General features: G+C 69.3%; 12 protein-coding genes. 5 read left to right on the forward strand and 7 right to left on the reverse strand.

Translation table 11 applies throughout. From position 1 onward, the window contains the following. Together APY03_RS14585 and APY03_RS14590 are read left to right on the forward strand one after the other, a co-directional pair. Positions 1-670 (forward strand): fumarylacetoacetate hydrolase family protein (locus APY03_RS14585; protein ID WP_232324269.1); only part of this gene is annotated, 670 nt, incomplete at its 5' end. Then, positions 667-1,263 carry a VOC family protein gene (locus APY03_RS14590; protein WP_083944360.1) on the forward strand — a complete coding sequence of 199 codons (597 nt, stop codon included), beginning with the start codon at positions 667-669 and terminating at the stop codon, positions 1,261-1,263. The genes APY03_RS14585 and APY03_RS14590, both read left to right, overlap by 4 nt. A gap of 71 nt (positions 1,264-1,334) precedes the next feature. Here the strand turns inward: APY03_RS14590 and APY03_RS14595 are convergent, their stop codons facing one another. Genes APY03_RS14595 through APY03_RS14620 form a run of 6 tightly spaced genes read right to left on the reverse strand, consistent with a single transcriptional unit; the run spans position 1,335 to position 8,295 of the window. Then, a complete protein-coding gene (locus APY03_RS14595) occupies positions 1,335-2,345 on the reverse strand; it encodes a Bug family tripartite tricarboxylate transporter substrate binding protein (protein WP_068677926.1) in 1,011 nt (336 codons plus the stop codon). Positions 2,346-2,395: 50 nt separating this feature from the next. Then, positions 2,396-4,534 (reverse strand): acetate--CoA ligase family protein, encoded by a 2,139-nt coding sequence (locus APY03_RS14600; RefSeq protein ID WP_068677927.1) that lies wholly within the window; start codon positions 4,532-4,534, stop codon positions 2,396-2,398. A 44-nt stretch (positions 4,535-4,578) separates the two neighbouring features. Further along, the gene (locus APY03_RS14605; protein WP_068677938.1) at positions 4,579-5,757 is read right to left on the reverse strand and encodes an acyl-CoA dehydrogenase; all 1,179 of its coding nucleotides are present in this window, start codon (positions 5,755-5,757) and stop codon (positions 4,579-4,581) included. A gap of 47 nt (positions 5,758-5,804) precedes the next feature. Beyond that, entirely contained in the window at positions 5,805-6,248 is a 444-nt protein-coding gene (locus tag APY03_RS14610) for a Zn-ribbon domain-containing OB-fold protein (protein ID WP_068677928.1), read from the reverse strand. 2 nt (positions 6,249-6,250) lie between these two features. Beyond that, complete coding sequence (locus APY03_RS14615; RefSeq protein WP_068677929.1) at positions 6,251-7,459, reverse strand: thiolase family protein; 1,209 nt, start codon at positions 7,457-7,459, stop codon at positions 6,251-6,253. A 53-nt stretch (positions 7,460-7,512) separates the two neighbouring features. Then, the gene (locus tag APY03_RS14620; RefSeq protein WP_068677930.1) at positions 7,513-8,295 is read right to left on the reverse strand and encodes an enoyl-CoA hydratase-related protein; all 783 of its coding nucleotides are present in this window, start codon (positions 8,293-8,295) and stop codon (positions 7,513-7,515) included. Between the two features lie 106 nt (positions 8,296-8,401). Here APY03_RS14620 and APY03_RS14625 point away from each other — a divergent pair, with 106 nt between their 5' ends. Next, the gene (locus APY03_RS14625; protein WP_068677931.1) at positions 8,402-9,307 is read left to right on the forward strand and encodes a LysR family transcriptional regulator; all 906 of its coding nucleotides are present in this window, start codon (positions 8,402-8,404) and stop codon (positions 9,305-9,307) included. 19 nt (positions 9,308-9,326) lie between these two features. Here APY03_RS14625 and APY03_RS14630 read toward each other — a convergent pair whose 3' ends face one another. Continuing rightward, positions 9,327-10,172, reverse strand: coding sequence for an IclR family transcriptional regulator (locus APY03_RS14630; RefSeq protein WP_068677932.1), 846 nt, complete (start codon positions 10,170-10,172; stop codon positions 9,327-9,329). 93 nt (positions 10,173-10,265) lie between these two features. Between APY03_RS14630 and APY03_RS14635 the strand changes: the two genes are divergently transcribed. Beyond that, the gene (locus APY03_RS14635; RefSeq protein ID WP_068677933.1) at positions 10,266-11,909 is read left to right on the forward strand and encodes a GMC family oxidoreductase; all 1,644 of its coding nucleotides are present in this window, start codon (positions 10,266-10,268) and stop codon (positions 11,907-11,909) included. A 62-nt stretch (positions 11,910-11,971) separates the two neighbouring features. Then, a complete protein-coding gene (locus tag APY03_RS14640) occupies positions 11,972-13,300 on the forward strand; it encodes an MFS transporter (RefSeq protein WP_068677934.1) in 1,329 nt (442 codons plus the stop codon). Positions 13,301-13,412: the final 112 nt, after the last annotated feature.

Consider the following 13,412-nt stretch of genomic DNA (forward strand, 5'->3'; position numbering starts at 1 on the left):
CGTGCCGGCGCCGCGCAAGTTCCTGGGCCTGGGCGGCAACTACGCATCGCACCTCGAGGAAGCAGCCAGGCTCGGACTCGTGCGTCCTGCGGGCCAGGTCTGGTTCAACAAGCAGGTCTCGTGCGTCGCCGGTCCGTACGACCCGGTGCACAAGCCCCGCATCTCCGATCAGTTCGATTACGAAGGCGAGCTGGGCGTGGTGATCGGGCAACGCTGCCGCCATGTGCGCGCCGACGAGGCCGACGCGGTCATCGCCGGCTACGTGGTGGTCAACGACATGAGCGTGCGCGACTGGCAGCTGCGCGCACCCACCCACACGCTGGGCAAGTCCTTCGACACCCACGGCCCTTTCGGCCCCTGGCTGGTCACGCGCGACGAGATCGCCGACCCCCATGCGCTGCGCCTGCGCACCTGGGTGAACGGCGAACTGCGGCAGGACGCCAATACCGGCGAGATGCTCCATCGCATCGGCGAAATGATCGCCGAGCTCACGACCGCCTTCACGCTGGAGCCGGGCGACGTCCTGTCCACCGGCAGTCCGGCCGGCAGCGGCGCGCTGATGTCGCCGCAGCGCTACCTGCGCACCGGTGACGTGGTGCGCGTGGAGATCGAATCGATCGGTGCGATCGAGAACCGCGTTGTTGACGAACCCGCTGGAGACAAGACATGAACGCCCCGAGACGGCTGCCCGATGCGCGGGCCATGCCCGTGCGCCCCGTGAAGCTGGCCCACGTGGTGCTGCGCGTGTCGCAGCTCGAACGCTCGCGCGCCTGGTACCTGAAGGTGCTGGAAGCGAGGACGGCCTTCGAGAACGAGATGGTGTGCTTCCTGACCTACGACGAGGAGCATCACCGCATCGGCCTGATCACGCGGCCCGGCCTCGGGCATGCGGGCGATGCGCACACCGGACTGGAGCACATCGCCTTCACCTACGCCTCGCTCGGCGATCTGCTGGCGACCTACCGGCGGCTGCAGGCGCACGACATCCAGCCCTACTGGACCATCAACCATGGCCCTACGATCTCGCTCTACTACAAGGACCCCGACGGCCATCGCCTGGAGCTGCAGTACGACGTGTTCGAGCGCGCCGAGGAGCTGGAAGCCTTCTTCGCGGGCGGGGCCTACGCGCAGAACTTCATGGGGGTCGTGTTCGATCCCGAGGAGATGATCGCCCGCTTCGAAGCCGGCGAGCCCCTGTCCGGGATCACGGCCCGGCGCCCGCTGCGCGAGAGCGAGACGCCCTGGACGATGTTCGTGCCCTGAACGCGCATCGTCCCCCTGCAGCTTCGCCGAGGTCTCCCGACCAGCCTCCGCGCAGGCCCCGGGCGCCTGCCCTACATCTTCGAGTCGATGATGTTGAGCTGCTCGCCCAGGGACCGGTAGAGCTGGTATTGCTTGCGCACGAAGTCGCGCGTCTCCTCCGGCGGGCGCACGAAGGGAAGCGAGCCGGTCTGCTCGGTTGCGGCGATCCAGGCCGGGTCCGCGGCAATGGTCTTGAGCGCGCCCGCCAGCCGGTCGCGTACATCGGCCGGCAGCTTCGGCGGGCCGAAGACCGCGCTCCAGCCCACGATGCCCTCCATCTCGGCATAGCCCAGCTCGCGCGCGGTCGGCACCTCGGGCATGGAGGCCATGCGCTCCGCGCTGGTGACCATCAGCGCCCTCAGCGCGCCGCTCTTGATCAGCGAGATGAAGGACCCCAGGCTGCCGCAGGCGAACTCGGTCTGGCCGGCGACCAGCGACATCGAGGCCTCGCCGGTGCCCTTGTACGGGATCTGGGTCGGCGTCTGGTCGGTGAGCTTGAGTATCCTGAACAGCTGCCGCGGCCCCATGTCGTTGGTGGTGAGCACCCCCGCGGTGCCGAAGTTCATGCTCTTGCCCTTGGTGCGCATGGCGCCGACCAGGTCCTCGAAGGTCTTGTAGGGCGACTTGGCGTTGACGATGCAGCCGTAGGGGTTGAGCTCCAGGGTGCCGATGAAGGTGTAGTCGTCCCACTTGTACTTGGTCGTGGACGGCATGATGGCCGGCAGGATGGCCTGGGAGCCGGTGCGCGCCAGGAGCAGGGTGTAGCCGTCGGGCGGCGCCGCGATGACCTGGGCCGATCCGATCACGCCGCTGGCGCCGGTCTTGTTCATGACCACCACGGCCTGCCCCAGCGCGCGCTGTGCGGCGGCCGCGAAATTGCGCGCCGCCAGGTCGGCATCGCCGCCTGCGCTGTAGGGCGCGATGACGGTGATCGGACGGTTCGGATAGGGGTCCTGCGCGAGGGCCGGGGTGCCCCCGAGCAGCAGTGCCGCCGCCGCCGTGGCGGTGCCGACGCCCTGGATGATTCGTGAAGTGAAGCGCATGCCTGTGTCTCCTTTGTCGTTGGAAATCCTGATGACGGCCGGTGGCGGGATCAGCCGCCGGCCTCGTAGCGCGTGCGCTGCTCGCGCAGCACCATCACGCAGTCCACGGCCACCGGCCCGTCGGGGCCGACCAGCACCGGGTTGAGGTCGAGCTCGGCCAGCCGCTGCTGCATCGCCGCGGCCCAGCGCGACAGGCCCGCGAGCATCTGCGCGATGGCGTTGCGATCGACCGCCGTCTGGCCGCGCACGCCATCGAGCAACGCGCCCATGCGCAGTTCGCCCAGCATCTGCAGCGCCTCGGGCTCGTCGAAGGGGGCACGGCGGAAGGCGACGTCCTTGAGCACTTCCACCAGCACGCCGCCGGTGCCGACCATCACCACCATGCCGAACACGGGATCGCGCTGCACGCCGACCACCAACTCGACGTGGCCCTGCGCCATGCCCTGGACCACTACGCCGTGCAGCCGCGCCGCCGGCTCTGCCGCGGCGGCACGCTGCATCAAGGTGGCGAAGCCCCTGCGCACGGCCGCCTCGTCGTCGAGCTTGAGCAGCACGCCGCCGACCTCGGTCTTGTGGGTGATGTCGGGCGATTCGATCTTCAGCGCCACGGGGCCGCGCGCGGCGCGCCACAGCGCGACGGCCTGGTCCTCGTCATGCGCCAGGGCCACCGGGGCCATGGGCACGCCGGCCGCGCGCAGCCACTCGGTGGCCTGCACGGTCGGCTGCACGCCGTCTCGCACTTCCGCGGGCAGCGCCGGCATCCCGGCCGGCCGGAGGGCCTGCCGGCCGGCGGCGCGCTGCCGGAAGGCGTGCCAGCGCGCCAGCGCAGCGGCCGCCTCCACCGCGCGTTCGCCGGCGGTGTAGACCGCGATGCCCAGCGCGCGCAGCCGCTCCAACGCTTCCTGCGGCGCCGCCACCCAGCAGACGAAGAAAGGCTTGGAGGTGCGGTCCTGGATTTCGCCGAAGATGCGCACCAGCACGTCGACGTGGGCGGTCATCAGCTGCAGCCACACGATGCCGACGTGCACGCCCGGATCGTCCATCAGCGCCACCACGGATTCACGCAGCAGCTCGGGCCGCGCCACGAACTGGCCGGTCACGTCGACCGGATTGCCCATCGCGCCGAAGGCCGGCATCACCTCGGCCAGGCGCGACCGCGTGGCCGGTGCGAGCTCGGGGACGGCAAGCCCCATTTCCTCGGCGCGGTCCGCCATCATCACGCCGGCGCCGCCCGACTGGGTGGCGATGCCGAGGCCGTTGCCGGCGGCGGTGCGCGGCTGGCTCAGCGCTTCGAGCATGTCTAGCATCTGCTCCTCGTTGCGCGCGCGCAGCACGCCGTACTGGCGGATCACCGCGTCGAACACCGCGTCTTCGACCGCCAGCGCGCCGGTGTGGGAGGCGGCGGCGCGCGCGCCCGAAGCCATCCTCCCGACCTTGGTGAGCACCAGCGGCTTGCCCAGCTCATGGCAGCGCTGCGCCAGGCGGACCAGGGAGTCGCCATCCTCCAGGCCCTCGAGGTAGCCGGCGGCAACGCGGATGCGCGGGTCCTCGACGACGCTCGCCATCAGCTCGCTGAAGCCGAGGTCGGCCTCGTTGCCCGTGTTGATGAAGTAGCCCAGCCCGAGGCCTCGCTGCCGCACCAGGGCCGCAATGGCGGTGCCGAAGGCGCCCGACTGTGTGACGAAGGCGATCGGCCCCGGGCCGGTCTCGCCGTCGGCGTACTGGCTGAAGGTGGCGTAGACCTTGTCGAAGGCGTTGATGAAGCCCAGGCAGTTGGGCCCGCACAGCACCACGCCGCATTCGCGCGCGCGCTGCGCCAGCGAATCCTCCATCGCGCGGCCCGCGGCGCCCATCTCGCCGAAGCCGGAGCTGAAGATCACCGCGGCGCGGATGCCCCGCCGCCCCAGCGCCTCGACGGCGCCGAGCACCTCGGCGGCCGGTACCGCCACGATCGCCAGGTCTGCCGCCTCGGGCAGGCTCTCGATGTCCGGATAACAGGGCATGCCCGCGATCTCGCGGTTCTTGGGGTTGACCGGCAGGATGCGGCCGGTATAGCCCTTGTCGAGCAGGTGCTTGAGCGGGCGGCCGTTGATCTTGCCGAAGTCCGCCGAGGCGCCGATCACGGCAATCGATCGCGGGCTGATCAGGCGCTTGACGACCTCGGCGCGGTCCAGGTTCGAAAGGGTCATGGCTGAAGATCGGTCGGTTGGTGTTCAGTGGGTGCCGGCTGGCGTCAGTTGGAAAAGGCGGAAATGCCCGTCTGGGCCCGGCCCAGCACCAGCGCGTGGATGTCGTGCGTGCCCTCGAGGGTGTTGACGGTCTCGAGGTTGAGCACGTGGCGGATCACGTGGTATTCGTCGGAGATGCCGTTGCCGCCGTGCACGTCGCGCGCCGCGCGCGCGATATCCAGCGCCTTGCCCGCGCAATTGCGCTTGAGCAGCGACACCATCTCCGGGCTGGCACGGCCCTGGTCGCGCAGCCGGCTCAGGTGCAGGCAGGCGTGCAGGCCGAGCACGATCTCGGTCTGCATGTCGGCCAGCTTCTTCTGCACCAGCTGGTTGGCCGCCAGCGGCCGGCCGAACTGCTTGCGGTCCAGCGCGTACTGCCGGGCCGCATGCCAGCAGAACTCGGCCGCGCCCAGCGCGCCCCAGCAGATGCCGAAGCGCGCGTTGTTGAGGCAGGCGAAGGGGGCGCCGATGCCGCTGGCGCCGGGCAGGCGCTGCGACTCGGGCACGAAGACCTCGTCCATCATGATCTGGCCGGTGGGCGATGCGCGCACCGAGAACTTGCCCTCGATCTTGCTGGTGGCGAGGCCCTTCATGCCGCGCTCGAGGATGAAGCCGCCGACGCGGCCGTCGTCGTCCTTGGCCCACACGACCATCAGGTCCGCGATCGGCGCATGCGTGATCCAGGTCTTGGTGCCCGACAGGAGATAGCCGCCGTCGACCTTGCGCGCACGGCTGTTCATGCTGCCGGGGTCGGAGCCGTGGTCCGGCTCCGTGAGGCCGAAGCAGCCCAGCTTGTCCGCACGCGCCATGGCCGGCAGGTAGCGCTCGCGCTGCTCCTGGCTGCCGAACAGGTAGATCGGCGTCATGCTGAGCGTGGTCTGCACGCCGAGCGCAGAACGGAAGCAGGTGTCGACCCGCTCGAACTCGCGCGCGATCAGCCCGTAGCCCACATAGCTGATGCCGGCGCAGCCGAAGCCCTCGATGGTCGCGCCGAGGAAGCCGAGCTCGGCCATCTCGCGCATCACGCCGATGTCGAAGGTCTCGTGCCGGTGCGCCTCGCGGATGCGCGGCATCAGCTGCCCCTGCGCATAGTCGCGCGCGGCGTCGCGGATCATGATTTCCTCGGGCGTCAGCAGGTCGTCGAAGCGCAGCGCATCCTTCCAGTCGAAGGGCACGTCGCGCATGGCCGCCTTGCGCAAGGTCTGGGCGTCGGGGATGTCGTGCGCCATGTTCAGTGCCCGCCAGCGGCGCCTTCGCGCAAAGGCCGGAAGCGCGGGATGCCGGCCTCCTCGCCGATGACCTGGAAATGCGCCTCGACGCGCATGCCGACGCGCACCTGGCCGGGCGCGCAATCGGTGAGCTGGCCGTACATGCGCGCGCCGTCGTCCAGGTCGATCAGGCACATCACGACGGGCAGCTCGGCTTCCCAGCCGGGATAGTTCATCGCGACCGAGCGCGACACGGTGTGCGAGTAGACGGTGCCGAAGGGCCGCGCCTCGGTCCAGTCGAGCTCGCGGCTGCCGCATTCGATGCACCACGGCTTGGGATGGAAGTTGAAGGTCGCGCAGCGCCGGCACTTCTGCAGCATGAGCCGGCCCTCTTTGGCGCCGGCCCAGAACGGCCGGGTGAGGTCGGTGATGGTGGGCTGCGGCTTGTCCGCGTAGAGGTCGGCCATGTTCAGGGCTCCGTTCCGAGAATGAGGGAAATGCAGCTGCGGCCGGGGCGGCCGTAGGGAATGCCGCCGAAGCCGCAGGCGATGCCGATGCGGGCGTCGCGCACCTGCCGGTCGCCGGCCTCGCCGCGCAGTTGCGTGACCGCCTCGACCAGCGGCATGAACCCGCCGATGGCGCCGCCGGGCTGGCCGCCCGAGAGCTGGCCGCCGTCGGTGGACATCGGGAAGTCGCCATCGAAGCGCAGGTCGTGCTCCTCGACGAAGCGGCCGCCCTCCCCCTTGCGGCAGAAGCCGTGGTCCTCGATGGTCATCATCGCGATGAAGGGGTAGTCGTCGTAGGGCTGGAGGAAGTCGATGTCCTCGTGCCGCACGCCGGCACGCTGCATGGCGAGCGGCGCGGCCACCGCATAGCCGGTGGTCGTGATGTCCGGCAGCGCGCGCGAGCCGTGGTAGTAGTTGTTCGCCTCGCCGGCGCCGAGCAGGTAGACCGGCCGGTCGGTGAGCGTGCGGGCGGTCTCGGCCGAGGTCACGATGTAGGCGAGGCCGCCGTTGACGATGGGCACGCAGTCCAGCAGGCGGATCGGATCGGACAGCACGCGCGACTTCATGTAGTCGTCCAGCGTGAAGGGCTGGCGATAGATCGCGCCGGGATGCAGCGATGCGTGGAAGCGGTTGGTCACCGCGATCTTGCCGAGCTGCTCGTCCTTCAGCGCGTACTGGTGCTGGTAGCGCGTCTGCACCAGCGCGAACTGCGCGCTCGCCCCCATCACGCCGAAGGGCCCCTGGAAGTCCCAGTAGACGCCGCGCGTGCGCTCCGGCGACAGCGGCAGGCCGGGCGCCAGCGACGGTATGTTGAGCGGCGTGTCGGCGCCGACCACCAGCACCCGGTCGACGATGCCGGCGCGGATCATCGCGGCCGCGCGGATCAGCAGCGACGCCGCCGATGCACCGCCCTGGTCGCCGCGCAGCAGCACCTGCGGGCTGATGCCCAGGTTCTCGGCCGTGGCGGCCGACCAGTTGACGGTGTGGGCGACCTCGGCATGCGAGACGCCGAGGCCCTGGCCATCGAAGTCGTTCTTGGACATGCCGGCCTTCTGCAGCGCGAGGTCGGCCGCCCAGGCGATGTATTCGTCCACGGTAAGCACCGGCTCGCCCGGCTTGGCCCGGCTGTAGGGCGTTCGCCCGTAGCCGACGATCGCAACGTCTGCACCCATGAAGTCTTTCCTTTGTCGGTCAGTGAGGTCAGTGAAATTCGGCGGCGAGCGGCTCAGCGCCCGGCGAAGCGGGGCGCGCGGCGCTCGGAGAAGGCCTGCATGCCTTCCTTCTGGTCGCTGCTGTCGAACAGCAGTTCGAAGGCGCGGCGCTCCAGCAGCAGCCCGGCCGAGAGCGGCGCATCCTCGCCGGCCAGCGCGACCTCCTTGAGCAGCCGCAGCGCCATCGGCGGTCGCGTGGCGATCAGTGCGGCGAGCTCGAGCGCACGCGCTTCGAGCACCTCGTCGTCGACGACTTCGCTGACCATGCCCATGGCCAGCGCCTCGTCGGCGCCCACGGCCTCGCCGGTGAGCATGAGCTTCATCGCGCGGTACTTGCCGAGCGCCTTCATCAGGCGCTGGGTCGCACCGCCGCCGGGCATGATGCCGACCGTCACCTCGGGCTGGCCGAATCGGGCGCTGCGTGCGGCCACGATCACATCGGCATGCAGCGCGAGCTCGCAGCCACCGCCCAGCGCAGGTCCGGCCACGGCCGCGACCAGCGGCTTGGAGAACTCGGCGACGGGCTTCCAATAGCGCGGCACCGCCAGGCGCCAGACCTCGCTGGCGCCGAGCGCGGCGATCTCCTTGATGTCCGCGCCGGCGGCGAAGCACTGGCTGCCGCCGCACAGCAGGACGCAGCGCACGCTCTCGTCCTGCTCCAGCTGCGTGAAGGCCTCGGCCAGCGCGCGGCGCAGCGCCTGGTTCAACGCGTTGCGCGCTTCGGGGCGGTTCAGCCTCAGGCGCGCCACGCCGTCGAGCGGGCGGTCCATCAGCACGGTGGCTGCGGCCTCTGTCATGCGCTTGTCTCCTTGGGTATGCAGCGCATTGTCCAGACGGTCAGGTCATTCGGCTACTTTCATTGCCGAATTGCGAATATTCAAATTCCAAATACCATCGCGACCCATGAACCTTCGCTCGCTGGACCTCAACCTCCTGCTGATCTTCGACGCCGTCTACAAGGACCGCAGCATCTCCAAGGCCGCGCGCACGCTGCACCTTTCGCAGCCGACCGTGAGCAACGCGCTGGGCCGGCTGCGCGACCGGCTGGGGGATCCGCTGTTCGAGCGCAGCGGCCAGGGCATGGTGCCGACCTCGCGCGCCAAGACCCTGGCCGAGCCGATCCGCCAGGCGCTGGACGCACTGGAGCGCGGCCTGCGCGGGGACGGCGACTTCGACTTCGCGCACTCGGACCGTGAGTTCGTGGTCGCGGTGGAGGACTACGGCGAAACCATCATCCTGCCGCGCTTCGTGGACTGGCTGGCCAAGGTGGCGCCGCGCATCCGCATCAGGATCCGCCCCGAGCCGAGCGCGCAGCTCAAGGGCGAGCTGCGCGACGGCGCCGTGGACCTGGCCCTGGACTACTTCGTGCCGCAGGAGCCGGCCTACCGCAACAAGTGCGTGCTGACCGAGACGCTGCTGAGCCTGTCGCGGCGAGACCACCCGGAGATCGGCGAGAAGCTCGGCCTGGAGACCTTCCTCGGACTGCGCCACGTCGTCCTCGCGCCGCGCACCAACGCCATGCCCATGATCGACCTGGCACTGTCTAAGCGCGGCCTCGCACGCAAGATCGCGGTGACCGTCCCGCACTTTTTATCGATGCCGGTGATGGTGCAGACCTCCGACATGATCTGCACGCTGCCGCGACGCATGGCGCATCTGTACGCCGATCACTTCCGCCTCAAGGCGCACGCGGTGCCGCTGCGCATGCCCAGCTTTCCCGTCTACCTCATCTGGCACGAGGCGGCCGAGCACGATGCCAGCCACCAGTGGTTTCGCAACCACCTGATGGATTTCTGCGAGCGGCTGTGAGGCTCTCGCCCACCATGCCTCAGAGGAGCCCCGCCATCCTCCCCGCTGCCTCCTTCAACGCCCCGATCCTCTCGATCGCACCCTCCATCGTCATCCGCGCGGTCGGCGCGTGCACCGCAATGGCCGCGCGCTGCTTGCCCGCCGCATCGAACACCGGCACCGCCACCGCCACCAGGCCGGCGATGAACTCCTCCCGATCGGTCGAGTAGCCCCGTTTGGCGATCGCCTCGCACTCGGCGCGCAGTTGCTCCGCATCGGTGATCGTGTTGGCCGTCATTCGCGCCAGCGTGACCTGCCCGATCACCGCGTCGCGCTCCTTCTTCTCCATCTGCGCGAGGAACAGCTTGCCGCTCGCCGTGCAATGCAGCGGCACATGCGAGCCCACGTCCAGCGTCAGCCGCAGCGGCCATTGCGCCTCGACACGGTCGAGATACAGCACCTGCACGCCATCCAGCGTCGTGAAGTTGCAGGTCTCGCCGACCTGGCGCACCAGCTCCGACAGCACCTCGTGCCGCAGACCGCGCACCACGCCGTGGTTCAGCGTGTCGAAGGCCAGTTGCCGCAGTGCAGGCCCGACGCTGAACATGCGCTCGTCCACATCGCGCGCCAGGTAGCCGGTCGCCAGCAGCTGCGCGCAGATGCGGTGCGCCGTGCCCTTGGGCAGTGACAGCTGCGCCGCCAGGTCGGCCAGCGACAACGCGCGACCTTCGTTGGCCAGCAACGCCAGCAGGCGCAGGCTGCGCTCGGCCGACGAGCCCGTCGCCGGCTCCTCGGCCTGCGGCGCGGGCGCCGACACGTGCGCCGCGGGGCGCTTCTTCGGGACAACAGCAGGTGCAGCGGCGGCGCTGCGCGCAGGACGCGTCATACGGGTAAACCTCTAAAGTGGAACGTTGCGTTCCGAAAATCCATCGCCTAGGATCGGCAACCGAAGCGATTGTTCCATTGCCGGAAGCCTTGAATGCCTGTTGAAGAAGAGTTCGATTACATCGTCGTGGGCGCCGGCTCGGCCGGCTGCGTGCTGGCCGGGCGGCTCAGCGAAGACCCGGCGACGCGGGTGCTGCTGCTGGAGGCGGGGCCGGCCGACAACTCGCTCTGGATCCACCTGCCCATCGGCTACGGCAAGACGATGTGGAGCTCTACCTACAACTGGCGCTTCGAGACCGACCCGGACCCGAACATGAACGGCCGCCGCATCTACTGGCCGCGCGGCAAGACGCTGGGCGGCTCCAGCTCGATCAACGGCCTGATCTACATCCGCGGCCAGCGCGAGGACTACGACCACTGGGCCGCGCTGGGCAACCCGGGCTGGGGCTATGACGACGTGCTGCCCTACTTCATCAAGTCCGAAGGCAACCAGCGCGGTGCGGACGCGTTCCACGGCGCGGACGGCCCGCTCAAGGTCTCGGACATCGGCGCGAAGCACGAGCTGATCGAGGCCTTCATCGAAGGCGCGCAGCAGATCGGCCCGCTCAGCGTCAAGCGCACCGGCGACTTCAATGGTGCGGAGCAAGCGGGCGCCGGCTACTACCAGCTCACCACCCACCAGGGCTGGCGCTGCAGCACCGCCAAGGCCTATCTGGGTCCGGCGAAGGGCCGCAGCAACCTGCGCATCGCGACCGAGGCGCTGGCCACCGGCCTGGTGTTCGAGGGCCGCCGCGCGGTCGGCGTGCGCTACACGCAAGGCGGCGCGGCGAAGACTGCACGCTGCCGCGCCGAGGTGCTGCTGTCCGCCGGCGCGATCCAGTCCCCGCAGCTGCTGCAGCTCTCGGGCATCGGCCCGCGCGCGCTGCTCGAGCAGCGCGGCGTGCCGCTGGTGCACGAGCTGCCGGGCGTGGGCGAGAACCTGCAGGACCATCTGCAGATCCGCCTCGGCTACGAGTGCACCAAGCCCATCACCACCAACGACCAGCTCAACTCCTGGATCGGCCAGGCCAGGATGGGCCTGGAATGGCTGATGCATCGCAGCGGCCCGCTGGCGGTGGGCATCAACCAGGGCGGCTGCTTCATGCGCGCGCAGACCGACGCGAACGGACAACCGGTGGCCGACACGCCCGACATCCAGTTCCACGTCGCCACGCTGTCGGCCGACATGGCGGGCGGCAAGGTGCACCCGTGGTCGGGCTTCACGCTGTCGATCTGCCAGCTGCGGCCGGAGTCGCGCGGCCATATCCGCATCCGCTCCCGCGATCCGGCCGAGCCGCCGGAGATGCAGCCCAACTACCTCGCCACCGAGCGGGACCGCGCGACCGCGGTGGCCGGCGTGAAGGCGGCGCGCGCCATCGCTGCCTCGCCGGCGATGCGGCCCTACGTCAGGCGAGAGGTCAAGCCGGGGCCCGACGCCAAGAGCGACGCCGACCTGCTCGAGTTCTGCCGCAACAACGGCGCCACCATCTTCCACCCGAGCGGCACCTGCCGCATGGGCAGCGACCGGATGGCCGTGGTCGATGCGCGCCTGCGCGTGCACGGCGTGGGCGGCCTGCGCGTGGTCGACTGCTCGGTCATGCCCACGCTGGTCTCGGGCAACACCAACGCGCCGGCCGTGATGATGGCCGAGAAGGCCGTCGACCTGATCCGCGAGGACGCCACCGCCCTCGCCCGCTGAGTTCCCTTCCCGGCCCTCGCAGAAAGGGCCTTCGCAACGACCTACTTCACTGGAGACAACGCATGAGTGCAACCGACGAGAAGGCGATTCGACGCGTAGTGGCATCGGCGCTGGTGGGCGCCAGCATCGAGTGGTACGACTTCTTCCTCTACGGGGTGGTCGCCGGCATCGTGTTCAACAAGCTCTACTTCCCGGGCAGCGACCCGGTGGTGTCGACGCTGCTGGCCTACACCACCTTCGCCGTGGGCTTCGTGACCCGGCCGCTGGGCGGCGTGATCTTCGGCCACTTCGGCGACAAGATCGGCCGCAAGAGCATGCTGATCCTCACGCTGATGATCATGGGCGTGGCCACCTTCCTGATCGGGCTGGTGCCGACCTATGCGCAGATCGGCATCGCCGCGCCCATCCTGCTGCTCCTGCTGCGCGTGGCGCAGGGCATCGGCCTGGGCGGCGAATGGGGCGGCGCCGTGCTGATGGCCTACGAATACGCGCCGAAGGAAAAGCGCGGCTTCTACGCCTCGCTGCCGCAGATCGGCCTGGCCATCGGGCTATGCCTGGCCTCGGGCGTGGTGGCGCTGCTGTCCTTCCTGCTGACCGACGAGCAGTTCATGGCCTGGGGCTGGCGCATCGCGTTCCTGATTTCGGGCGTGATGGTGGCGGTGGGCATGTACATCCGCCTGCACGTCCAGGAGACGCCGGAGTTCGCCGCGGTCAAGGCGCGCAACGCCGAGCTGCGCATTCCCTTCTTCGACATGCTCAAGCGCTACCCGGGCAATGTGCTCAAGGGCATGGGCGCGCGCTACATCGACGGCGTGTTCTTCAACATCTTCGGCGTGTTCTCCATCAACTACCTCACCAGCACGCTCAAGATCAGCCGCACCGAGGCGCTGCTGGGCGTGATGGCGGCGGCGGTGGTGATGATCTTCACCATTCCCTTCTTCGGGCGCATGTCCGACCGGCTGGGCAGGCCCAAGGTCTACATGTGGGGCTCGCTGATCACGGCCATCGCCGCGTTCCCCGGCTTCTGGCTGATGACGCACAGCGGCGGCAACGTGCTGCTGATCTGGCTCGCGATCATCGTGCCCTTCGGCATCCTCTATGCCTCGGTGTACGGGCCAGAGGCGGCGCTCTTCTGCGACCTCTTCGATGCGAAGGTGCGGTACACGGGGATTTCCTTCGTCTACCAGTTCTCGGGGATCTTCGCGTCCGGGATCACGCCGATCATCGCGACGGCGCTGCTGAAGTCGGGTGGGGGGGAGCCTTGGCAGATCTGCATGTACGTGCTGTTCGCAGGGGCGGTGTCGGCCTGGTGCGCCTGGTTGATCGGGAGGTCGGAGCGGGCGGGGCAAGTGGAGGGGCGGTCGTTCAGTGCTGGTGGGGCGGGGCGCTGAGGTATTGCTCTCTTTCCCTCCTGGGGGTTGGAGGTTCCATGGGCTCTGCTTGTACGGTGCGCCTTGTTTGAGGCAGGAGCCGGGGCGTCGTCCCGGCAGCCGAGTCACTTTC

The sequence above is a fragment of the Variovorax sp. WDL1 genome, from assembly GCF_001541225.1.
Lineage (GTDB): Bacteria > Pseudomonadota > Gammaproteobacteria > Burkholderiales > Burkholderiaceae_C > Variovorax.

Coding starts and splice junctions, on each gene's coding strand:
- APY03_RS14590 (WP_083944360.1), top strand. CDS start 667: ATGAACGCCCCGAGACGGCTGCCCGATGCGCGGGCCATGCCCGTGCGC.
- APY03_RS14595 (WP_068677926.1), bottom strand. CDS start 2,345: ATGCGCTTCACTTCACGAATCATCCAGGGCGTCGGCACCGCCACGGCG.
- APY03_RS14600 (WP_068677927.1), bottom strand. CDS start 4,534: ATGACCCTTTCGAACCTGGACCGCGCCGAGGTCGTCAAGCGCCTGATC.
- APY03_RS14605 (WP_068677938.1), bottom strand. CDS start 5,757: ATGCGCGACGTGCCCTTCGACTGGAAGGATGCGCTGCGCTTCGACGAC.
- APY03_RS14610 (WP_068677928.1), bottom strand. CDS start 6,248: ATGGCCGACCTCTACGCGGACAAGCCGCAGCCCACCATCACCGACCTC.
- APY03_RS14615 (WP_068677929.1), bottom strand. CDS start 7,459: ATGGGTGCAGACGTTGCGATCGTCGGCTACGGGCGAACGCCCTACAGC.
- APY03_RS14620 (WP_068677930.1), bottom strand. CDS start 8,295: ATGACAGAGGCCGCAGCCACCGTGCTGATGGACCGCCCGCTCGACGGC.
- APY03_RS14625 (WP_068677931.1), top strand. CDS start 8,402: ATGAACCTTCGCTCGCTGGACCTCAACCTCCTGCTGATCTTCGACGCC.
- APY03_RS14630 (WP_068677932.1), bottom strand. CDS start 10,172: ATGACGCGTCCTGCGCGCAGCGCCGCCGCTGCACCTGCTGTTGTCCCG.
- APY03_RS14635 (WP_068677933.1), top strand. CDS start 10,266: ATGCCTGTTGAAGAAGAGTTCGATTACATCGTCGTGGGCGCCGGCTCG.
- APY03_RS14640 (WP_068677934.1), top strand. CDS start 11,972: ATGAGTGCAACCGACGAGAAGGCGATTCGACGCGTAGTGGCATCGGCG.